The sequence below is a fragment of the Geojedonia litorea genome (genome assembly GCF_042654525.1).
In the GTDB taxonomy this organism is placed as follows: Bacteria; Bacteroidota; Bacteroidia; order Flavobacteriales; family Flavobacteriaceae; genus Geojedonia; species Geojedonia litorea.
Genome location: NZ_JBHSGP010000014.1, coordinates 1286450 through 1309421 on the forward strand (window position 1 = coordinate 1286450; position 22972 = coordinate 1309421).

Here is a 22972-nt window from a genome sequence, read left to right on the forward strand (position 1 = left end):
TAGAGAAATTTTTTAGGGTACTAAAATACGTAAAATCGCTAATAAACGTTGATATTATTAGGTTTAACAAAAAATTAGTAGCTGTTGGCTTTAATGGCATGATTTTTTCTTTTACTTTAGTGAAAAAATAATATGAGAGATATTATGAAAAGGAATATTAAACTTTTATTGTTAGTATTATTACTGGCATTTGCGTCTTGCAGTTTTACAAGTAAGACTTTTAACGATCCTAGCAAGGATAAATTACTCATTCAATTAATAAGTTACGTTTTAGAGCAAGGACACTATAGTCCAAAGGATATTAACGACTCATTTTCCCAACAAGTATTTGACGATTATTTGGAACAACTTGATCCATTTAAACGGTATTTTTATGCTTCGGATATCAAGGAGTTTGAATCTTTTAAAAATGAGTTAGACGATCAAATTAAAGCATATGACATATCATTTTTTAATTTGACTCATGAGAGGTTAATTCAGCGAATTAAAGAATCTGAAGAAATTTATAAGGAAGTTTTACAACAACCGTTTGATTTTAATGAAAGAGAAGAGTTTTCTACAGATTACAAGAATTTACCCTATGTAAAATCCAAAAAGGAAATGAAAGAGCGTTGGAGGAAACAATTAAAGTTTTCTACGATTGCTAACTTTGATGATTTAGTAGTCCAGGAGGAAAGTGATACCAATACCAATGAAGTAAAAAGAAGTAGAGCTGAACTTGAAGCTGAAGCACGTAACGAGACTCTAAAATCTTTGAATGAACTTTACAGTTTCATTGATGAACGTGAACGTAAAGATTGGTTTGCCGTGTACGTGAATGCAATTGTAGAAGAATTTGATCCACACACATTTTATTTCGCCCCTGAAGATAAAGATCGATTTGATGTAGCAATGTCTGGTAATTTTGAAGGCATTGGAGCTCGACTTCAAAAAAAGATGGACGCTATTATTGTGAACGAAATTATTAGTGGAGGTCCAGCCTGGAGACAAAACGAACTCGAAGTAGGTGACCAAATTCTTAAAGTTAAACAAGAGGATGAAAAAAATCCTGTTAATATAGTTGGTATGCGTTTAGATGATGCTATTAAATTTATCAAAGGTCCAAAAGGAACAAAGGTGACATTAACCTTGAAAAAAGTAGATGGGACTATTGCAGATATTACCATTACCAGAGATATTGTAGAAATTGAGGAAACTTATGCAAAGTCATCTATAGTAGAGAAGGAGGGTAAAACTTTTGGAGTTATTAACCTTCCTAAATTTTATGTCGATTTTGAAGATTATAAAAAACGAAATGCCGCTTCTGATATCAAATTGGAAATTGAGCGATTAAAAGAGCAAGGCATGGAAGGGTTAGTTTTAGATTTAAGAAATAATGGAGGAGGTTCACTTCAAACTGTTGTTGACATGGGAGGTTTATTTATTAAAAATGGACCAATTGTTCAGGTAAAAACAGCTGGTGAACCGAAAGAAGTTCTTAATGATGATGACCGCTCTATTGTTTGGGATGGCCCATTGGTAATTTTAGTAAATGAGTTGTCAGCATCGGCATCAGAAATCCTAGCAGCAGCTATGCAAGACTACAAAAGAGCAATCGTTATTGGAAGTAAGCAAACCTATGGTAAAGGTACAGTTCAGAATGTGTTAGATCTTAATAGAATGGTTAGAAATAACTCTAATGGCGATATGGGAGCATTGAAATTTACCACCCAAAAATTTTATAGAATAAATGGAGGATCAACCCAATTAGAAGGTGTTAAAAGTGATGTTATTGTTCCAGACCGTTATAGTTATATTGATATCGGAGAAAAAGATCAAGAGAATCCTTTGGCTTGGGATAGAATAGATCCTGTTGATTATAAAACTTGGGAAAACTATTTTGATTACGATTTAACTATTGCAAAAAGCAAGGAACGTATGGCTAATAACGAGCAGTTAAAGCTTATTGATGAAAACGCAAAATGGGTAAGAAAGATTAGGGATAGAGAGAGTTATTCATTAAATTATGAGGACTATAAAGCGGCCTTAAAGCAAAATGAAGAGGAAGCAAAACGCTTTGATAAATTAGCTGAATATAAAACAAATTTAACGTTTAGATCTTTACCTTATGAATTGAAAATCATGGAGAAAGATACTGTTTTAAAGCAGAAGCGTGAGCGTTGGCACCAAAGTTTAACTCAAGATGTTTATATAGAGGAAGCTCTTAATGTTTTAAATGATTTAAAAATGACTTATGGCATTAAATCAAAAGTTGCCACAACCGTAAAAGAATAAGAATTAATGGGTAAGACCAATAATTCATTATCACAATTAGCGCTTCAAAAGTTTAAAAAAAACTTTTGGGGCGTTTTTAGTTTTTGCATCATTGTTTTCATTGGGTTAATTTCTGTATTTGCTTATGTCCTTGCACCAGATAATTCGCAAAATGCAAATCAAATGCATCTTTCAATTCATTCCAAAAAACCAGGTTTTAAAGTTAAGATGTTAACATTGCCTTTAAATATCCAATCAGATGAATCCATGATTGAAAAAGTGTTTTTTGGAAAACGAACTCAAGTAAGTGAAATTCCAATTTCATCTTATACCATTAAAGACAATCATCTTGTTTATACAGAATATGCCTCCGATGGACTTGAGGGATTGATAAAAGAAATCCCATTAGATACCTTTCCAAATCAAGATGCTGAAAGTTATATTGAAGAGCGAACATTTATTTTTGGTACAGATAAATACGGGCGAGACTATTTAAGTAGAATTATCATTGGTTCTAGAATTTCGTTTTTTATTGGATTTATTGCTGTATTCATTTCATTGGTAATAGGTGTAGCTATGGGTAGCCTATCTGGATATTATGGCGGAAAAGTAGATGCCGCGGTGATGTGGTTAATAAATGTTACCTGGTCAATTCCAACATTGCTCCTTGTAATTGCGATTACTTTAGCTTTAGGAAAAGGTTTTTGGCAAGTATTTATCGCCGTTGGTTTAACAATGTGGGTGGAGGTTGCCAGAGTTGTAAGAGGGCAAATTATTAGCGTAAAAGAAATGCAATATGTAACTGCGGCTCGGGCTTTAGGGTTTAACGATTTTAGAATTATAACACGTCATATTTTACCAAATATTATGGCGCCCATAATTGTTATTTCGGCGGCAAATTTCGCAGGAGCTATACTAATAGAAAGTGGATTAAGTTTCTTAGGTATTGGAGCACAACCTCCAATGGCGAGTTGGGGTGCAATGATTAAAGACCATTATAGTTATATTATACTTGGAAAGCCCTATTTAGCTATAATTCCAGGGCTATGTATTATGGTATTGGTAATGTCGTTTATGCTCATCGGTAATGCTTTACGAGACGCCTTGGATGTTAAAACGGCTTAAGATCGCAACGCGTTAATTTCGGAGTTGGTTGCATCTATAAAGTTTAAAACCTCATCCCTACCGATTGACTTTGATGATGAGGTCACAAAATAGTTAGGCAATTCTTCCCATGTTTTTAAAAGTTCTTTAGTATAGTCTTCAACATGTCTCTCAATCGCTTTTGGCTTTAATTTATCGGCTTTGGTGAAAATTATCGAAAAAGGAATTTGGCTCACACCTAAATATTCCATGAACTCTAAATCAATGTTTTGTGGTTCATGCCTAATATCAACCAATATAAAAGCGGAAATTAATTGCTGCCTTTTTTCAAAATAGTCGGTAATAAATTTTTGAAATTTCTTTTTAGCAGTTTTTGAAACTTTTGCATAACCATAACCAGGTAAATCAACCAAAAACCAATTTTTATTAATTAAAAAATGATTAATGAGTTGTGTTTTTCCTGGCCTTCCAGAGGTTTTTGCCAAATTTTTATGGTTGGTCAGCATGTTGATCAAGGAAGATTTACCAACATTACTTCGTCCAATAAAAGCATATTCGGGCAACAAATCTTTAGGGCATTTGCCCACTTCAGAATTGCTCATTACAAATTCAGCCGATTTAATAACCATTATATGTTTATTGGTAAATAGATTGTTACTTAAAAATTTCTATCGTTAAGCCACTTGTAAAGAATAGTATTGAATTCTTCAGGATGCTCCATCATAGCCGCATGGCCACATTTATCAATCCAAAACAAATCAGAGTCTGGTAAAAGCTCATTAAATTCTTCAGCAACTTCTGGTGGTGTAACCGTATCGTTTTTCCCCCAGATAATACAGGTTGGTGTTTGCATTTTAGGAAGATCTTTAGCCATATTATGACGTATGGCACTTTTAGCTATAGCGAGAGTTTTGATTAATTTATTTCTATCGTTTACTGTTTCATATACTTCATCAACAATCTCTTTGGTTGCAATAGCTGGGTCGTAAAAAACATCTTGTGCTTTCTTCTTAATAACCTCATAATCACTGCGTTTGGTATAGCCGCCACCCATTGCGCTTTCATATAATCCTGAACTGCCAGTAATTACAAGAGCTTTGATTTTTTCTGGGTATAACTTAGTGTGATATAAACCAATATGGCCGCCTAAAGAGTTTCCTAATAAGATAACATCTTCAAATTCTTTAAACTCTATAAAATCGTGTAAATACTTGGCAAAACTTTTAACATTGGTTTTAAGTAAAGACATTGTATAAATGGGAAGTTCAGGAATTATTACCTTATATCCTTTTGTACCAAAAAAATGAGTTACGGCGTCAAAATTACTCAATCCACCCATCAATCCATGTAAAATGATTATGGGCTTTCCCTCTCCAATTTCAATATAACTATAATCTTTTTCTTTTTTTAAAAGGTGTTTCATGTAGTGATTAGCGATAGTCGTTAAAAACAAATATAGGTATTTCATTTCTATTTTATTCCCATTTTTAGTCATGTTAGTAATAATAGTTTGTTAACAGTTTGTGCTTAACTAAAATTCCCGAATACCTTCAATTTTAAGGCCTTGATACTAAACAATTTGATCTCATCATCCATTTGCATTTCATCGAAAAAAGGTGCGTAAAAATAGAATTTATCAACAAATGTGGTATTTTGTGGTAAAATGTGGTAAAAATTTCAATATATTTGAATCTAAATCGTTAGAAGCATAAACCAATCAAATTGAACGCATTAATTGGAACATATGAGTGTAAAGTGGATGCCAAGGGTAGGTTGATGCTCCCTGCTGCCATAAAAAAGCAGTTATCTCCAGTTTTGCAAAACGGCTTTGTTCTAAAACGTGCAGTGTTTCAACCTTGCCTAGAGCTCTATCCCATGAATGAGTGGGAAGTGCTCATGAAGAAAATGAATGGGCTCAATCGTTTTAAAAAGAAGAACAATGACTTTATACGTCGTTTCACCGCTGGTGTAAAAATGATTGAAGTTGACGCAACAGGGCGCCTGTTAATCCCAAAAGATTTAATTGTATTCTCTGGAATCACTAAAGAAACAGTGGTGTCTTCGGCGATCAACATAATTGAGATTTGGGATAAAGAAAAGTACGAACAGGCTATAGATGATGCAACTGGCGATTTTGCAGATTTAGCTGAAGAAGTAATGGGACAAGATGATGACAATGGAATATCATAATCCAGTTTTACTAAGAGAAACAGTTGAAGGTCTAAATATTAAGCAAGATGGAATTTATGTGGATGTAACCTTTGGAGGTGGCGGACACAGCAAGGAGATTTTGAAACAGCTTGGTCCTAAAGGAAAATTGTACGCTTTTGATCAAGATCAGGATGCGCTTTTAAATACTATTGATGATTCACGATTTACACTAATAAACGAAAATTTTAAATTCTTGAAACGCTTTTTGAGATTTTATGGGGTTAAGGAAGTAGACGGCATACTTGCAGATTTTGGTGTGTCTTCGCATCAGTTTGATGTGGCTGAACGTGGTTTTTCAACACGATTTGAAGCCAATCTCGATATGCGAATGAATCAAAACAGTGCCCTCTCTGCATTTGAAGTTATTAATAACTATGAAGAAGAGCAGTTGCGACAAGTGTTTTGGCAGTATGGAGAACTACGCCAAGCACCAGCAATGGCTCGAGTGATAGTTGAAGAACGTTCCAAATCTAAAATTAAAACTAGTGAACAGCTTAAAACTGCACTGAAACGCTTTTTGCAGCATAAAAAAGAAAATAAAGTTCTGGCGCAAATTTATCAAGCCATACGTATTGAAGTCAATCAAGAAATTGAAGCCTTAAAGGAATTATTGCAACAAACTCCAGAAGTATTAAAAGTAGGCGGGCGATTAAGTTTTATTTCCTATCACTCCCTCGAAGATAGGCTCGTAAAACGATTTATTAGAAACGGCATGTTCGAAGGTGAGCCAGAACGGGACGTGTTTGGTAATTATAAGGTTCCTCTTAAAAAAATTGGAGGTTTGGTTATGCCAAGTCCGCAAGAGATAAAATTGAACAACAGAGCTCGAAGTGCCAAATTAAGAATAGCTGAAAAGTTATGAAGAAAAGTGTTTATGACATACTAAAAGGTAAATTTTTAATTAGTGATGACTCTTTTAAGAATTGGAGAGTCATTCTTTTTATATCTGCTTTAGCTGTTGTCATGATAGCCAGTTCGCACAGTGCCGATAAAAAAGTGCATCAAATAGCCCAAATGAATAATGAAGTAAAGGAATTACGCTCGGCATTTGTTGAAGGCAGATCGGCTTTAATGAGACTTAAAATGGAATCCTCCATTGTGAAGAAAGTGGCAGAAAAGGAAATAGTGCCTTCTGTAGTACCTCCAAAAAAAATTAGAGTTAAAACACAAAATAACTAGTGGCAGTAGCAGATAAAAACATATTGAATAGGTTGTATTTTATTGCGGGCTGCATGTTTGTGTTTGTCCTTGCTGTGGTGTTTAAATTATTCACCATCCAGTTTATACAAGGTGATGAATATCGAGATTTAGCAGAAAAGCGTACTATTAAAAATGTTGTCATTCCTGCTAATAGAGGCAATGTCTATGCATCAGATGGAAGTTTGTTAGCGACCTCAATCCCTAAATATGATATCAGGTTAGACGCCTTGACACCTTCAAACCATACTTTTGAAGCCTATTTAAAGCCATTGGCAGATTCGCTTTCAAAATATTCAGGAAAGCCTTCAAGCTATTATGAAAAAGAAATTCGTAAAGCACGTGCTAACAAAAACAGGTACTTTCTTTTAGCACGAAATATTGGTTATTCAGATTATATCCGTTTACGCAATTTCCCTATGCTCAAACTTGGAGCTTTTAAAGGAGGATTGATTGTTGAACAAAACACCAAGCGAGAGCACCCCATGGGTGAAATAGCGCAACGTTCCATTGGTTATGAGCGTTTTGATGACCAAGGTAATGTAACAAGAGCAGGAATTGATGGTGCTTTTGGCGTACAGTACTTACGAGGAACTGACGGTCATCGTTGGAAACAAAAAATTGGACAAGGTCAATGGAAACCAATTACTGATTATAACGAAGTTGAACCAAAAGATGGTTATGATGTTTATACAACTATAGATGTAAATATTCAAGATATTGCGCATCATGCTTTGTTGGAGCAGTTGGAAAAATATAAAGCCGATCACGGTTGTGTTGTCGTTATGGAGGTCAAAACTGGTGAGATTAAAGCCATTTCTAACCTTGGCCGTAATAGCAAAGGCTTTTATTATGAACGATTAAATTATGCGGTTGGCGAAAGTCATGAGCCTGGTTCAACATTTAAACTTATGGCGGTCACTGCAGCTCTTGAAGATAAGGTGTTGGATACAAGCGATGTTGTTGATACCAAAAATGGCATTTTGACTTTTTATGGTAAAAAAGTGAGGGATTCAAAAGCAGGGGGTTATGGAAAAATAACAATTTCAAAAGCTTTTGAAGTGTCTTCAAACACTGGTATAGTATCAGCGATTGATCAACACTACAGCAAAAATCCAAGAAAATTTGTTGATAGGTTATACGCCATGAACCTAAATCAAAAACTAAACCTTCCCATAATAGGTGAAGGAGAACCCATTATTCCAGACCCTAATATTAAAAATGGACGATGGAGTGGAATAGCATTGCAATGGATGGCTTATGGTTATGGTGTTTCATTCACTCCGCTACAAACCTTGGCCTTTTATAATGCTATTGCAAATGATGGTGAAATGGTGAAACCTCGCTTTTTAAAAGAGGTTAAGGAATTCGATAAAACCATAGTGCCGTTTGAAAAGAAAGTCATAAATCCTAAAATAGCATCAAAAGAAACTATTGCCAAAGTGCAGCAATTACTTAAAAATGTTGTTGAAAAAGATCATGGTACTGGTCACAGGTTGTATTCGCCTAACTTTTCAATGGCTGGTAAAACAGGAACCTGTCAAAAAGATTATCGCGATAAGGAAAAATTAAATTATATCTCCTCTTTTGCAGGGTATTTTCCTGCTGAAAACCCAAAGTATTCATGCATCGTAGTGATTCATGAACCTGATAAAAGTGTTGGGTATTATGGGGCAGATGTATCAGGTCCAGTCTTCAAAAAAATTGCCCAGAAAATATTTACAGATACCCCATTAATTGATGAAGTAGAATCACTCGAGTTTAAAAACTCCATTGTTGAAGAGGATTTTGAAACCTATTACAACATTGCTCAAACCTATAAAACAATTATGCCCAGTGTTGTTGGTATGCCAACTATGGATGCCGTTCCCTTGTTAGAAAACATGGGTTTGAAAGTTAAAATTGAAGGCTCAGGAATAGTGAAACAGCAATCCATAGAGCAGGGTACAAAAATTAAAAGAAATCAAACGGTCATATTAGAAAATTAATGCCTGAATTAAAAGACATATTATATAAAACAACCATCAACGCCGTCGTTGGAAGTACCGGTATTATGGTTAATAGTATAGTTTTTGATTCAAGGTTGGTGAAGACAAATGATGTTTTTGTTGCCATTAAAGGCTCTGCTGTTGATGGGCATGATTATATTGATATTGCAATTGAAAAAGGTGCTACTGCTGTTATCTGCGAAACCTTGCCGTTGAACTTCAACAATGATATCACTTATGTAGAAGTTGCAAATGCAAGTAGAGCATTAGCATTTATGGCTGCAAATTATTACGATAATCCTTCAGAAAATTTAAAACTTATTGGTGTCACTGGTACAAATGGAAAAACTACTGTAGCTTCCTTATTGTACCAACTGTTTAAAAAGGCTGGTTTTAAAGTAGGTCTTTTGTCGACGGTTAAGATCATGGTTGATAACAAAGAATATAAGGCTACACATACCACGCCAGATTCTTTAACCATAAATAGATATTTGGCTGAAATGAATCTTGAAGGGATTGAGTTTTGTTTTATGGAAGTGAGTTCGCATGGTATTCATCAAAATAGAACTGAAGGGCTTCATTTTGAAGGTGGAATATTCACAAACTTATCTCATGATCATTTAGACTATCATGAAACTTTTGCAGAATATAGAGATGTGAAAAAGTCGTTTTTCGATAAGCTCCCTAGACAAGCTTTCGCATTAGTTAATATAGATGATAAAAATGGTTTGGTTATGCTTCAAAATACGGCGGCCAGAAAATATACCTATGCTCTAAAATCTTATGCAGATTATAAGGCCCAAATTTTAGAAAATCAGTTTGGAGGCTTGTTGCTTAAAATTAATGAAAGTGAAGTTTGGACACGATTAATAGGAAGTTTTAATGCCTATAACGTATTGGCAATTTATGCAACAGCTGAACTTTTGGGACTAGAAAGAGTTGAAAACTTAAGACTCATTAGTGAATTAGAAAGCGTTGCTGGACGATTTCAGTATTTAATTTCAGATGAAAAAATCACCGCAATTGTAGACTATGCTCATACTCCTGACGCACTAAAAAATGTGCTAGAAACCATCAATAGCATTCGAACCAAAAATGAAGAGTTGATAACAGTAGTAGGTTGCGGTGGAGATCGAGATACTACCAAACGACCTAAAATGGGACATATTGCTTCTGCATTGAGCTCTAAAGTTATTCTAACCAGCGATAATCCTAGAAATGAAGTGCCCGAAGCTATTATTGAAGCCATGGAGAAAGGGGTGGAGCCTCAAAATTTCAAAAAAATAGTCTCAATAGTAGATAGAAAACAAGCCATTAAAACGGCATGTCAAATGGCACAACCAAATGACATCATACTTATTGCTGGTAAAGGCCATGAAAACTATCAAGAAATTAAAGGAGAACGCTTTGATTTTGATGATTTTAAAATTGTCAAGGAATTTTTAAAACAATTACAAAAATAGATGTTGTATTACCTGTTTGAATATTTAGAACGAGAATTTCAGTTTCCAGGAGCTTCACTCTTTGGTTTTATCACCTTTAGAGCTGCGGTTGCTATTATTCTGTCACTTTTAATTTCTACCATTTACGGTAAACGCATAATAAGGTTTCTTCAAAAGCAACAAGTAGGTGAAACTATAAGAGATTTAGGTCTCGAAGGTCAAGTTGAAAAAGCGGGTACACCAACTATGGGTGGAATTATTATTATCCTCGCTACTTTAATTCCGGTCATCCTACTAGCAAAACTTGAGAATATATACATCATATTATTAATTGTGACTACACTTTGGATGGGTACAATTGGGTTTATAGATGACTATATTAAAAAATTCAAAAAAGATAAAGAAGGTTTAAAAGGAAGATTTAAAGTACTTGGTCAAATAGGTTTAGGGATTATTGTTGGAACAACCCTTTACTTTCACCCAAATGTTACCATTAAGGAAAAGCTGCCTCTCGCAGATCAGCAGGAAATTTTAGCTGCTAATCCTAATGTATCGCCTTCAAAATTATTTATGGATGAAGAGCATTCTACCAAAACAACTATTCCATTCGTAAAAGGAAACGAATTTGACTATGCAGATTTGGTGACTTGGGTAAATCCAGAATGGACATCCTATGCTTGGTTACTGTTCATTCCTATAGTCATATTTATAATTACAGCAGTTTCAAATGGAGCCAATTTAACCGATGGAATTGATGGTTTGGCTGCAGGTACATCTGCCATTATTGTGCTCACATTGGGGATTTTTGCATGGGTGTCGGGTAATATCATCTTTTCAGATTACCTAAACATCATGTACATACCAAGAGTTGAAGAGATTACTATTTATATAGCAGCTTTTGTAGGTGCATTGATAGGATTTTTATGGTACAATACCTATCCAGCCCAAGTGTTTATGGGAGATACAGGAAGTTTAACCATCGGTGGAATCATTGCCGTAATCGCAATTGCAGTAAGAAAAGAATGGTTAATACCAGTTTTGTGTGGCATCTTCTTGGCAGAAAATTTATCAGTGGTATTACAAGTTAGCTATTTCAAATACACACGGAAGAAATATGGTGAAGGTCGCCGCATATTTAAAATGTCGCCCTTACACCATCATTATCAAAAATCGGGCTATCACGAAAGTAAAATTGTAACCCGCTTTTGGATTGTAGGAATTTTGCTGGCGATTGTGTCAATAGTGACCTTGAAAATTAGATAAATGAAAAGGCTAGTTGTTTTAGGTGGAGGAGAAAGTGGAATTGGAACAGCATTACTAGCCAAAGCAAAGGGATTTAAGGTTTTTGTTTCAGATAAGGGAAAAATCAAGGAAACCTATAAAAACGTTCTTATACATAATGAGATTGAATGGGAAGATCAACAGCATACAGAATCTAAAATTCTTAATGCAGATGTGGTAATGAAAAGTCCTGGGATTCCGGACAAGGTTGCGCTAGTGAAACAAATTAGAGAACTAGGAATTTCGATAGTTTCGGAAATTGAATTTGCTTCATCATTTACTAAAGCAACTATTGTAGGGATTACGGGTAGTAATGGAAAAACCACAACGGCATCACTAACTCATCATATTCTTAAACAAGAATTGGAAGTTGGACTGGCAGGAAATATTGGAGACAGTTTTGCTAAACAAGTTTTAGAGAACAATTACCCAAACTATGTTTTAGAGATAAGTAGTTTTCAATTAGATGACAGCTTTCATTTTAGACCAAAAATTGCCATAATCACTAACATTACTCCAGACCATCTGGATCGCTATGATTATAAGTTTGACAATTATATCGCTTCAAAATTTAGAATTGCCCAACGCCAAACCAAAGACGACTTTTTAATATATGATGCCGATGATGAAGTCATTACCAAGTGGTTACAAAAGCACCCAGTTCAATCAACATTATTGCCATTTTCATTGACTAAAACAATTGAGAATGGAGCGTATTTAGATGAAAATAATATAAAAATAACAATAGATAATAACCAAATAATTATGCCAACAGCAAATTTAGCTTTAGAAGGAAATCACAATATTAAAAACGCAATGGCCGCTTCAACAGTGGCACATTTATTAAAAATTAGAAAACAGACCATACGTGAAAGTTTAGAGAATTTTCAAGGGGTTGAGCACCGCTTGGAGCATGTTTTAAAGATTAACAAAGTACAATACATCAATGATTCTAAAGCAACTAATGTAAACGCAACTTACTATGCTCTTGAAAGTATGGATGCGCCAACAATTTGGATTGTTGGTGGACAGGATAAAGGCAATGATTATAGAGAGCTGTTTTCTTTTGTAAATGAAAAGGTAAAAGCAATAATCTGTTTGGGAGTTGACAACGAAAAACTAATGGACAACTTTGCAGGTATGGTCGATATCATTGTCGAAACACAGTTTATGAGCGAAGCTGTAAAAATAGCTTATAAAATAGCCGAGGCAGGAGATAATGTTCTGCTTTCACCAGCCTGTGCAAGCTTTGATTTATTCGAAAACTATGAAGACCGAGGCAGACAGTTTAAAGATGCAGTTAGAAACTTGTAATAAAAGATGTTTTAGTCATGCTGAGCATGTCGAAGCATCACATTTAAAATAGAAATTAAAAAGTGCAAACACTATTTAATAACATAAAAGGAGATCGATTAATATGGGCTATTGCGGCGTTGCTAGCCATATTTTCGTTTCTTCCAGTCTATAGTGCGGCTAGTAATCTAGCCTATATTGGAGGCATTGGGAGTACCTTTTCGTTTTTTGTGAAGCACTTTATGCACCTCTTTTTAGGTTTTGCAATTATGTACGGGGTGCATCGAATCCCTTACCGCTACTTTAGGGGATTGTCGATGGTTATGATGCCGATAGTGTTTATATTGTTGGTCGTGACCATACTACAAGGAACAACTGTTGAAGGAGCAAATGCAAGTAGGTGGATTCAAATTCCAATAGTCGGAATGTCATTTCAAACCTCTACGTTGGCCTCTGTTGTTTTAATGGTTTATGTGGCAAGGTATTTATCAAAAATTAAAGATAAGGCTGTCACTTTTAAAGAATCGATTTTACCACTTTGGATTCCAGTGTTTTTAATGTTGCTATTGATTCTTCCAGCCAACTTTTCAACTGCCGCTATAATGTTCGCAATGGTGATGATTTTGGTGTTTATTGGAGGCTATCCCATTAAATATTTGACCGTTATTGTAGGAGCAGGTATTTTGTCATTGGTGCTTTTTGTTTTGGTTGCAAAGGCATTTCCCGATGCCATGCCCAATAGAATTGATACTTGGATGAATAGGATTGAAAATTTTGCTAATGGTGAAGATACCGAGGCCGACTATCAAATTGAAAAAGCGAAAATCGCTATTGCGTCAGGAGGTATACATGGTGTTGGGCCTGGAAAAAGTATTCAAAAGAATTTTTTACCTCAATCATCATCCGATTTCATTTTTGCAATAATCATTGAAGAATATGGCTTAATCGGCGGATTGTTTTTATTAGTAATGTATTCTTGGTTGTTATTCAGAATTGTAATTGCCTCACAAAAATCAGATACTACTTTTGGAAAGTTGTTAGTCCTAGGTGTAGGATTGCCAATTGTTTTTCAAGCTTTAATAAATATGGCCGTTGCGGTTGAATTATTTCCTGTTACAGGACAAACATTGCCTTTAATTAGTAGCGGAGGAACGTCCATTTGGATGACCTGTCTGGCTATAGGAATCATTCTTAGTGTTAGTGCTAAACGTGAAGAATTAAAAGAACAAGAACATGTGGAAGAAAATCCACTTGAGATCTTAAGCGAAGCTTTAGAATGAGCGAATATAGAATCATATTATCTGGAGGTGGTACAGGAGGACACATTTTTCCTGCAATCGCTATTGCAAACGAGCTAAAATCTCGTTTCCCAGATGCACAGTTCTTATTTGTTGGTGCTTCTGACAAAATGGAAATGGAAAAAGTGCCAGAAGCAGGTTATAAAATTGAGGGCCTTTGGATTTCTGGTATTCAACGCAAGTTAACCTTGAAAAATTTGATATTTCCTTTAAAATTAATTTTAAGTTTATTACGAGCCCGTAAAATTATTAACGACTTTAAGCCTGATGTAGCTATTGGTACAGGAGGCTTTGCAAGTGGTCCTTTATTGCAGGTCGCAGCTACGAAAAGGATTCCAACTTTAATACAAGAACAGAATTCATATCCTGGAATCACCAATAAACTATTAAGTAAAAAGGTTGATAAAATCTGTGTGGCTTATGATGGTCTAGAACGATTTTTCCCGAAAAAGAAGATTATTAAAACTGGAAATCCAATTCGTCTCGATTTATTAGATATTGAGGATAAATCAATAATGGCAAAAGATGCCTTTAAATTAAAACACGGTAAACATACCCTTTTAGTTTTAGGAGGAAGTTTGGGAGCGCGAAGAATCAATCAACTTATTGAAAAGGAATTAGAGTTTTTTCAAACGCAAAACGTACAGGTGATTTGGCAATGCGGCAAGTTATATTATAATGAATACAAGCATTATAACAATTTTGATAGCGTTCAAGTACATGCGTTTTTAAATAACATGCATTTAGCTTATGCTGCTGCTGATGTTATTATTTCGAGAGCTGGTGCAAGTTCTGTGTCTGAATTATGTATTGTAGGTAAACCCGTAATTTTTATCCCTTCGCCAAATGTGGCCGAAGATCATCAAACCAAAAATGCTATGGCAATTGTAGATAAAGAAGCGGCCATTTTAATTAAGGAATCAGATTTGGAAGTTGATTTTGAAAACAAATTTTCACAACTCATAGCTTCAACCGAAAGACAAGAGCAATTGAGTGCAAGTATTAAAACATTGGCATTGGTTAATGCCACAAAGGATATAGTAAACGAAGTAGAAAAACTGCTTAAAAGTAAATGAGTTTAAAAACCGTAAATAGCGTTTATTTTGTGGGTATTGGAGGTATCGGTATGAGTGCCTTGGCGCGCTATTTTCATGCGAATAATAAGCAAGTTGCAGGATACGATAAAACACCCACAGAAATTACAGGTGACTTGCAAGCCATGGGAATTAAAATTCATTTTGAAGATAATGTTGAACAAATCGATGCTCAATTTCTGAATCCAGAACAAACTTTGGTGGTTTATACCCCTGCAATCCCTAAAACACATGCTGAACTTAATTATTTTAGATCAAATGGATTTGAAGTCTTAAAGCGATCTGCAGTGCTTGGTGAGATAACAAAGGATACTTATTGTTTTGCTATTGCTGGAACCCATGGTAAAACTACAACAACGAGTATTTTGGGGCATTTGTTGAACTCATGTAATGTAGAGGTTACTGCGTTTTTAGGAGGAATTAGCCAAAATTATAATTCAAATTTAATTCTCAATGGTACTAAGATAACGGTAGTTGAGGCGGATGAATTTGACCGTTCATTTTTAACCTTATCTCCTGATATGGCTGGGATAACTTCAATGGATGCCGACCATTTAGATATTTACGGAGATGCTGAATCACTTCAAGAATCTTTTGTTGAATTTTCAAAGAAAATAAAACCTAACGGTAAACTGTTTGTGAAAAATGGATTGCCTTTAACGGGAATAACTTACGGAATAGACGATGACGCCGATTATTCGGCTATCAACATAAAAATAATAGATGGTGCTTATGTGTTTGATGTAAAAACACCTAATACCACTCTTGAAAATTTCAAATTTAACCTACCTGGTAGACACAATCTGTCGAATGCATTAATAGCCTTGGCGATGACTGTAGAATATGGCATCCCTCACCAACAGCTCGCCGAGGCATTAGCATCTTATACTGGGGTTAAACGAAGATTTACCTATCAAATTAAAACAAGCAATTTGGTGTTTATTGATGACTATGCGCACCATCCGCAGGAGATTGATGCCGTACATCAAGCCGTTCGAGAAATGTATCCAGATAAGGAAGTTTTGATCGTATTTCAACCGCATTTATTTAGTCGCACAAGAGATTTTGTAGATGGATTTGCACAAAGTTTGTCCCAATTTGATAAGATCCTACTTTTGGATATTTATCCTGCGCGAGAATTACCAATAGAAGGGGTTACCTCACAATGGTTACTAGATAAAATTCAAAATAACAATAAAAAATTGGTTCAGAAATCAGAGCTAATTGCGGAATTAAAACAAACAAATGCTCAGGTTATTTTAACCGTTGGAGCCGGAGATATAGGAGAGGAAGTTAAACATATTAAAGAAGCCTTAAGCGTTGCGAGTTAATTATAATTACATAAAAGGGATTGCGCTATTGGTAACAGTAGTGTCATTGTATGCATTCTCTTCTGTGAGAAATTCTTCAAGGAAAGTAGGCACTCCATTAATACATTTTATTGGAGAAGATAATTTATTTGTCACGCATGAAACTGTTAGTAAATTGTTAATACAAAATCAACAAACCGTTACGGATAAGCCTAAAGAAATTATAGATTTGAACGGATTGGAAACTGCCCTAAATTCTAATCCAATGATTAAGCAAGCTCAAGTGTTTATCGATGTTGAAGGTAAAATTACAGCAGAGATTGAACAAAAAAAACCGTTGGCTAGAGTTAGTACAAACGCATCGTTTTATATTGATGATATGGGTAGTTATATGCCGTTATCAACAAATTATACTGCAAGAGTACCACTTGTTACTGGAGCTATTTATAAAAATGAACTTGGTAATGTTTACCACATTGCAAAAAAAGTTCAAGAAGATGATTTTTTAAAAAAACATGTCATCGAGATTCATCAAAATGAAGACAAATCGATAGACTTGAAATTTAGATTACATGATTTTACTATTCATTTAGGATCGTTAAAGTCATTAGATAAAAAAGTGAACAACCTCAAAGCGTTTTATCAAAAAGCAATGAGAGACCAAACACTCGATACGTACAGTGTGGTAAATTTAAAGTTTGACAACCAAGTAATATGCACCAAAAAGTAAGGCATGGAGAATAATAAAATTTCAGTAGGACTAGATATTGGAACCACAAAAATTGTGGCCATGATAGGTCGTAAGAATGAATACGGCAAAGCCGAAATTTTAGGAATAGGGAAATCTAAAAGTTTGGGCGTGCACAGAGGTGTGGTGAATAATATTACACAAACTATTCAATCTATTCAACAAGCCGTTCAAGAAGCAGAAGCAGAAGCCGGATTAAAAATTGAAGATGTAACCGTTGGTATTGCGGGTCAGCATATTAGAAGTTTACAACATAGTGATTATATCACAAGAGCAAATTCTGAATTAGTCATTGATGAAGAAGATATTGACCGCCTAATTAACCAAGTACATAAATTGGTCATGCTCCCAGGAGAGGAAATTATCCATGTGCTGCCACAGGAGTATAAAGTGGACGGACAGGGTGAAATAAAAGAACCGATTGGCATGTACGGTGGAAGACTTGAAGCTAACTTTCATGTGGTTGTTGGTCAGGTTTCATCTATAAGAAACATAGGTAGATGTGTAAAAAGTTCTGGATTGGAATTAGAGGGTATAACGCTGGAGCCATTGGCATCAGCTAATGCTGTTTTAAGCCAGGAAGAAAAAGAAGCAGGGGTTGCCTTAATTGATATTGGAGGTGGAACCACAGATTTAGCGGTTTTCAAGGACGGTATTATTCGTCATACGGCTGTTATTCCTTTTGGGGGTAATGTCATTACTGAAGACATCAAAGAAGGCTGTTCAATTATAGAGAAGCAGGCCGAATTGTTAAAAATAAAGTTTGGTTCGGCATGGCCCGGAGAAAATAAAGACAACGAGATTGTTTCAATTCCTGGTTTACGAGGAAGAGAACCTAAAGAGATTACGCTTAAAAATCTTTCCAAAATTATTCATGCACGTGTTGTGGAAATTGTAGAGCAAGTTTATGTTGAGATAAAAAACTATGGGCACGAAGAACAAAAGAAAAAACTCATTGCAGGAATTGTTTTAACTGGAGGCGGTAGTCAGCTTAAACATTTAAAACAGTTAGTAGAATATATCACTGGAATGGATACCAGAATTGGATACCCGAATGAACACCTTGCAGGAGATAGTGACGAAGATGTAGCTAGCCCTCTTTATGCTACAGCCGTAGGTTTAGTAATGGATGGTCTTAAAAGACAAGAGCGTAAACGTGTTGAAAAGGAAAGAGAAAATTTGGAACTTCAGGCAGAAGCTTCTGAAGAAGCCTCAAATGCAAACGATGTTGTAAATCCTCCAAAAAAGGAACGCCGGTCATTTTTAGATAAGCTAACCGAGCGTGTTAAAGATTTTTTAGATAATGCAGAATAAATTAATTATAAATCCAGTAAAGAACTAATTATATGAGCAACAACAACGAATTAGGAAACATTGCATTCGATTTACCAAAAAACCAATCCAACGTCATCAAGGTTATTGGTGTTGGCGGTGGCGGTAGCAATGCTATCAATCACATGTTTCAACAAGGAATTAAGGGTGTTGATTTTGTAATCTGTAACACAGATGCACAAGCACTTCAAAATAGTGGAGTGCCCAACAAAATTCAACTTGGTGTTAACTTAACCGAAGGTTTAGGAGCGGGCGCAAATCCTGATGTAGGAGAGCAGGCTGCTGTAGAAAGTTTAGAAGACATCCGTCGAATGTTAGATACCAATACAAAAATGGTATTTATTACTGCCGGAATGGGTGGTGGAACAGGTACTGGAGCTGCTCCAATCATTGCAAAAATGGCAAAAGAACTAGATATTCTCACGGTTGGAATCGTTACTATGCCTTTTCAATTTGAAGGAAAAACCAGAAATGAGCAAGCTCAAAAAGGGATAGAAAACCTACGTGGTCATGTTGATTCTTTAGTAGTGATCAACAATAATAAGCTTAGAGAGGTATATGGAAACCTAGGGTTTAAAGCTGGATTCTCAAAAGCTGACGAGGTGTTGTCAACCGCATCACGTGGTATCGCCGAAGTTATTACACATCACTACACTCAAAATATAGATTTAAGGGATGCTAAAACCGTATTGAGCAATAGTGGTACCGCTATTATGGGTTCTGCTGCAGCATCTGGAAAAACAAGAGCTCAAGAGGCCATTATGAAAGCTCTTGATTCTCCTTTATTAAATGACAATAAAATTACCGGAGCTAAAAACGTATTGTTGCTTATCGTTTCTGGTTCTCAAGAAATTACCATTGACGAAATTGGTGAAATCAACGATCATATTCAAAATGAAGCTGGTCACGGTGCTAATATCATTATGGGTGTTGGAGAAGACGAGTCCCTACAGGAGTCCATCTCTGTGACCATTATTGCTACTGGATTCAATATTGATCAACAACATGAAATTTCAAATACCGAAGTCAAAAAAGTGGTTCATGCATTAGAAGAAGATCATGATGATATTAATGTAAAAGAGCGAGAACCTGCCATTATAACTCCAGACATTATCCTTAAAAAAGAAGATGATAATGAATCTGAAGTTGTGAAGCATACTTTGATAATTGATGATAATGATGACGACGATATACACTCAAATTTAATTCCTACTACAGAGTTCATAAAAAATATGAACGTAGTTTACCAAGAAGTGTTAGATCATAAAGCAGAAGACGATTTTATCATTACACCAGTTCAAAAAGAAAAAGTAGAAGAAGTTAAAGAGGTTGAATTTGAAGAAGAAGAGCAAATAACTTTGACCTTTGATTTGCCTTTGTCAGATCAAAAAAAGGAAAAAGAGACTACCGAAAATAAGGTTTTATTTGATTTAGATGACGAGGTTAAAGATTATAAAGTAAAAGATTATGTAGAAATAATCCCAGTAACCGAAGCTAATGAAACCGGAGAAACACGCTATGCTTTAGATGATTTTATGAGTTTTGAATCGTCTATGAATAAAACAAAATCAAAAGAAATTGAAGTTGAAGAAGAGATTGTTTTTGAAAAGAAAGTAGTAGAGGAAAAAGTTCAGGCACCAATAGAAAAAGAAGACATTGATCCAATGAACAGTCCTATATCAGAGCTTTTAAAAGAAAGAGCCGATGAGAGACGTCGCAAAATGAAGGATTTCAATTATCGATTTAAAACTTCAAAAATTGACGAAATAGAACGCGAGCCAGCATACAAGCGTCAAGGCATAAATTTAGACGACACACCACATTCTTCTGAAACTAATAGCTCGAGAATGTCAGTAGGAACTGATGAAAATGATGATATTCAGTTACGAAGTAATAATTCTTTCTTACACGATAACGTTGATTAATAGCTGATTTAATTTAGCGTTTTCGCTATGTTGAACCCGAAAAGTTTAATTACTTTTCGGGTTTTTATTTAAACGAAATTTTAAGTTTCTAAACCAGAAAAGGAGTCTTTTATATCAATAGTTTTTACTTATCTTCGCATTTTAAAACAATAGATACAATCATGAGCTTACAAGATGATGTAATGACGGCTATGAAAGCTGCAATGAGAGATAAAAATCAAACTGCATTGGCCGCATTGAGAGCGATCAAGTCTGAAATTTTATTGGCCCAAACCGAAACGGGATCTAAAGAAGAACTTTCTAAAGACCAAGAGATTAAAATCTTATCAAAGCTTGTAAAACAACGTAAAGACAGTGCTAATATTTATACCGAACAAAATAGAGAAGATCTTGCTGAGCCCGAGTTAGCGCAGGCTGAAGTTATTAGCCAATTTTTACCAGCCCAATTAAGCGAAACAGAAATAGAAAAGTTCGTGGCAGAAACAATAACTAAAGTAGGCGCAGAGGGCATGAAAGACATGGGTAAAGTAATGGGAATAGTCAATCAACAATTGGCTGGTAAGGCCGATGGTAAAACCATTTCTACTATTGTAAGATCTAAATTAATATAAATCATGTTCCTGTTTTAATGGGAATTAGGGCTGCGTAGTTCAACTGGATAGAATATCAGATTTCGGCTCTGAGGGTTGGGGGTTCGAATCCCTCCGCGGTCACGAATAAGCTAAAGCACCAAAGGGTGAATCAAACTTGCTAAAATTTGATCCTTTGGTGTTTTTTGTTTTCAAAGTAGAACGTTCATAGGCAGTATTTTAATTTAAAATTTAACCTTGTAATCTTTCATAGTCTTTTTTTTGTACCTTTAATTTCTTTATTTATTATTAATTCCCTCACAATGTATTAGTGTAATCAACGTTATTTGTGAAGTGAAATTAATCGTTTTTATAGAGCAGCTTACTACTGGAGGTAAAATAGTCATCGGTATTTTCTTTGCTATTCTTTTAGCGATGTTGTTGAATTTTGCCTTAAGAATGGTGGAATTAAGTTATGTGATTCGAACAAAAAAACCATTTTTCGTCCACACCTCTTTTTTTCTAAAAAAATTAAGTAATTCTCAAAAAGTTATTTTACGTAAACAATTTAGATTCTATAATAAATTATCCCTAAAACAACAACGTGTTTTCGAACATCGTGTTGCTTCATTTATGGCTGATAAACATTTTATAGGTAGAGAAGGTGTTCAAGTTACAGAAGAAATGAGGGTGCTCATTTCTGCAACTGCAGTCATGCTAACGTTTGGATTTAGAGATTTTTATATTGGATTAATCAATAGAATATTTATTTATCCTAATGAATTTTTCTCCAGATCCAATAATGACTATCATAAAGGAGAATTTAATCCAAGGCTTAAAACTTTAGTGCTATCTTGGAAAGATTTTAAAAAAGGATTTGAGAATAATACTGATAAAATTAATCTTGGAATTCATGAATTTGCACATGCTATTCATCTGAATAGTATCAAAGAACGCGATGTGAGTTCTACCATATTTTCAGATTCATTTAAAGAGCTTACCGACTTATTGACCAACAAGGAGGACTTAAGAAAAGAACTGATTGCTTCAAAATACTTTAGGGATTACGCTTATACTAATCAATTTGAGTTTTTGGCCGTAGTCATTGAAACTTTCATTGAAACGCCATCAGAGTTTAGAGCACAATTTCCAGAAGTATATAATAAAACCAAGCAAATGCTCAATTTTAATTTTGCTGGATACTAATTAACTATTTACTATTGCTTTTAGGTCTTTAATAGTCTCAATTGGATTAGAACTTCCAAACACATAACTACCAGCAACTAAAACATCTGCACCAACATCAACTAATTGTTTAGCATTTTTATTGGTTACCCCTCCATCAATTTCAATTTTGGTTGCAGCATTTTTTCTGGTAATAAGTTCTTTTAATTGTTTTACCTTATTAAAAGTGTTCTCTATAAAACTTTGACCTCCAAAGCCGGGATTAACACTCATTAAGCACACCAAATCAATGTCATTAATAGTATCCTCAAGAACATTAATATTAGTGTGTGGATTAAGTGCCACACCAGCTTGCATGCCTTCCGCTTTAATAGCCTGCAGTGTTCTATGTAAATGCGTACAGGCTTCGTAATGTACCGTTAATACATTACTGCCTAAATCAGCAAACGTTTTTATATAGCGATCTGGATCTACTATCATTAAATGCACATCAATGGTTTTTTTGGCATGTTTGGATATCGCTTTTAAAACTGGCATTCCAAATGAGATGTTCGGCACAAATACACCATCCATTATATCTATATGAAACCAATCTGCTTCACTTTTATTTACCATTTCTATATCACGTTGAAGATTGGCAAAATCTGCTGCCAGGATTGAAGGTGCTATTAATTTAGAATTCATTGAAGTGTATTAGATTGTTTTTGCAAAAGTAGGTAAAAAAACGAACCCAGAGTAATCA

20 protein-coding genes and 1 tRNA gene are annotated in these 22972 nt (G+C 34.9%); 18 read left to right on the forward strand and 3 right to left on the reverse strand.

Going from position 1 to position 22972, the window contains the following annotated elements; translation table 11 throughout:
• The first annotated feature begins 144 nt into the window (after window positions 1-144).
• Window positions 145-2274 (forward strand): carboxy terminal-processing peptidase, encoded by a 2130-nt coding sequence (locus ACFO5O_RS13590; protein ID WP_387964685.1) that lies wholly within the window; start codon window positions 145-147, stop codon window positions 2272-2274.
• Between the two features lie 6 nt (window positions 2275-2280).
• A complete protein-coding gene (locus tag ACFO5O_RS13595) occupies window positions 2281-3378 on the forward strand; it encodes an ABC transporter permease (protein ID WP_387964687.1) in 1098 nt (365 codons plus the stop codon).
• On the opposite strand, the gene yihA is transcribed toward ACFO5O_RS13595, so the two are convergent.
• Together yihA and ACFO5O_RS13605 are read right to left on the reverse strand one after the other, a co-directional pair.
• Window positions 3375-3986, reverse strand: a complete 612-nt coding sequence (yihA, locus tag ACFO5O_RS13600; protein ID WP_387964689.1) for a ribosome biogenesis GTP-binding protein YihA/YsxC — start codon at window positions 3984-3986, stop codon at window positions 3375-3377. The genes ACFO5O_RS13595 and yihA overlap by 4 nt on opposite strands.
• A 29-nt stretch (window positions 3987-4015) precedes the next feature.
• Window positions 4016-4780, reverse strand: coding sequence for an alpha/beta fold hydrolase (locus tag ACFO5O_RS13605; protein ID WP_387964691.1), 765 nt, complete (start codon window positions 4778-4780; stop codon window positions 4016-4018).
• 299 nt (window positions 4781-5079) lie between these two features.
• Between ACFO5O_RS13605 and mraZ the strand changes: the two genes are divergently transcribed.
• The 16 genes from mraZ (at window position 5080) to ACFO5O_RS13685 (ending at window position 22251) form a co-directional block, all read left to right on the forward strand.
• Window positions 5080-5547, forward strand: coding sequence for a division/cell wall cluster transcriptional repressor MraZ (mraZ, locus tag ACFO5O_RS13610; RefSeq protein ID WP_387964693.1), 468 nt, complete (start codon window positions 5080-5082; stop codon window positions 5545-5547).
• On the forward strand, window positions 5534-6430 hold the full coding sequence (rsmH, locus tag ACFO5O_RS13615; RefSeq protein ID WP_387964695.1) for a 16S rRNA (cytosine(1402)-N(4))-methyltransferase RsmH: 897 nt from the start codon (window positions 5534-5536) through the stop codon (window positions 6428-6430). The genes mraZ and rsmH overlap by 14 nt, the downstream gene beginning before the upstream one ends.
• Entirely contained in the window at window positions 6427-6747 is a 321-nt protein-coding gene (locus tag ACFO5O_RS13620) for an FtsL-like putative cell division protein (protein ID WP_387964697.1), read from the forward strand. The genes rsmH and ACFO5O_RS13620 overlap by 4 nt, the downstream gene beginning before the upstream one ends.
• Window positions 6748-6800: 53 nt before the next feature.
• Entirely contained in the window at window positions 6801-8753 is a 1953-nt protein-coding gene (locus ACFO5O_RS13625) for a penicillin-binding protein (RefSeq protein ID WP_387965139.1), read from the forward strand.
• A complete protein-coding gene (locus ACFO5O_RS13630) occupies window positions 8753-10216 on the forward strand; it encodes a UDP-N-acetylmuramoyl-L-alanyl-D-glutamate--2,6-diaminopimelate ligase (protein WP_387964698.1) in 1464 nt (487 codons plus the stop codon). The genes ACFO5O_RS13625 and ACFO5O_RS13630 overlap by 1 nt, the downstream gene beginning before the upstream one ends.
• Window positions 10217-11458, forward strand: coding sequence for a phospho-N-acetylmuramoyl-pentapeptide-transferase (gene mraY / locus ACFO5O_RS13635; protein WP_387964700.1), 1242 nt, complete (start codon window positions 10217-10219; stop codon window positions 11456-11458).
• Window positions 11459-12790, forward strand: coding sequence for a UDP-N-acetylmuramoyl-L-alanine--D-glutamate ligase (gene murD, locus ACFO5O_RS13640; protein ID WP_387964702.1), 1332 nt, complete (start codon window positions 11459-11461; stop codon window positions 12788-12790).
• A 62-nt stretch (window positions 12791-12852) separates the two neighbouring features.
• Window positions 12853-14049, forward strand: a complete 1197-nt coding sequence (locus tag ACFO5O_RS13645) for an FtsW/RodA/SpoVE family cell cycle protein (protein WP_387964704.1) — start codon at window positions 12853-12855, stop codon at window positions 14047-14049.
• The gene (murG, locus tag ACFO5O_RS13650) at window positions 14046-15143 is read left to right on the forward strand and encodes an undecaprenyldiphospho-muramoylpentapeptide beta-N-acetylglucosaminyltransferase (RefSeq protein WP_387964705.1); all 1098 of its coding nucleotides are present in this window, start codon (window positions 14046-14048) and stop codon (window positions 15141-15143) included. Before ACFO5O_RS13645 ends, murG begins: the two co-directional genes overlap by 4 nt.
• Window positions 15140-16492 (forward strand): UDP-N-acetylmuramate--L-alanine ligase, encoded by a 1353-nt coding sequence (gene murC, locus ACFO5O_RS13655; RefSeq protein ID WP_387964707.1) that lies wholly within the window; start codon window positions 15140-15142, stop codon window positions 16490-16492. Before murG ends, murC begins: the two co-directional genes overlap by 4 nt.
• On the forward strand, window positions 16482-17201 hold the full coding sequence (locus tag ACFO5O_RS13660; protein WP_387964709.1) for a cell division protein FtsQ/DivIB: 720 nt from the start codon (window positions 16482-16484) through the stop codon (window positions 17199-17201). The genes murC and ACFO5O_RS13660 overlap by 11 nt, the downstream gene beginning before the upstream one ends.
• A 3-nt stretch (window positions 17202-17204) precedes the next feature.
• Window positions 17205-18533 (forward strand): cell division protein FtsA, encoded by a 1329-nt coding sequence (gene ftsA / locus ACFO5O_RS13665; RefSeq protein WP_387964711.1) that lies wholly within the window; start codon window positions 17205-17207, stop codon window positions 18531-18533.
• 32 nt (window positions 18534-18565) lie between these two features.
• Entirely contained in the window at window positions 18566-20476 is a 1911-nt protein-coding gene (gene ftsZ, locus ACFO5O_RS13670) for a cell division protein FtsZ (protein WP_387964713.1), read from the forward strand.
• Window positions 20477-20637: 161 nt separating this feature from the next.
• The gene (locus ACFO5O_RS13675) at window positions 20638-21087 is read left to right on the forward strand and encodes a GatB/YqeY domain-containing protein (RefSeq protein WP_387964715.1); all 450 of its coding nucleotides are present in this window, start codon (window positions 20638-20640) and stop codon (window positions 21085-21087) included.
• Between the two features lie 28 nt (window positions 21088-21115).
• Window positions 21116-21189 (forward strand) — tRNA-Arg (locus ACFO5O_RS13680).
• A gap of 210 nt (window positions 21190-21399) precedes the next feature.
• Window positions 21400-22251, forward strand: a complete 852-nt coding sequence (locus tag ACFO5O_RS13685) for a zinc-dependent peptidase (protein WP_387964717.1) — start codon at window positions 21400-21402, stop codon at window positions 22249-22251.
• On the opposite strand, the gene rpe is transcribed toward ACFO5O_RS13685, so the two are convergent.
• Entirely contained in the window at window positions 22252-22914 is a 663-nt protein-coding gene (gene rpe, locus ACFO5O_RS13690) for a ribulose-phosphate 3-epimerase (protein WP_387964718.1), read from the reverse strand.
• Window positions 22915-22972 lie beyond the last annotated feature (58 nt).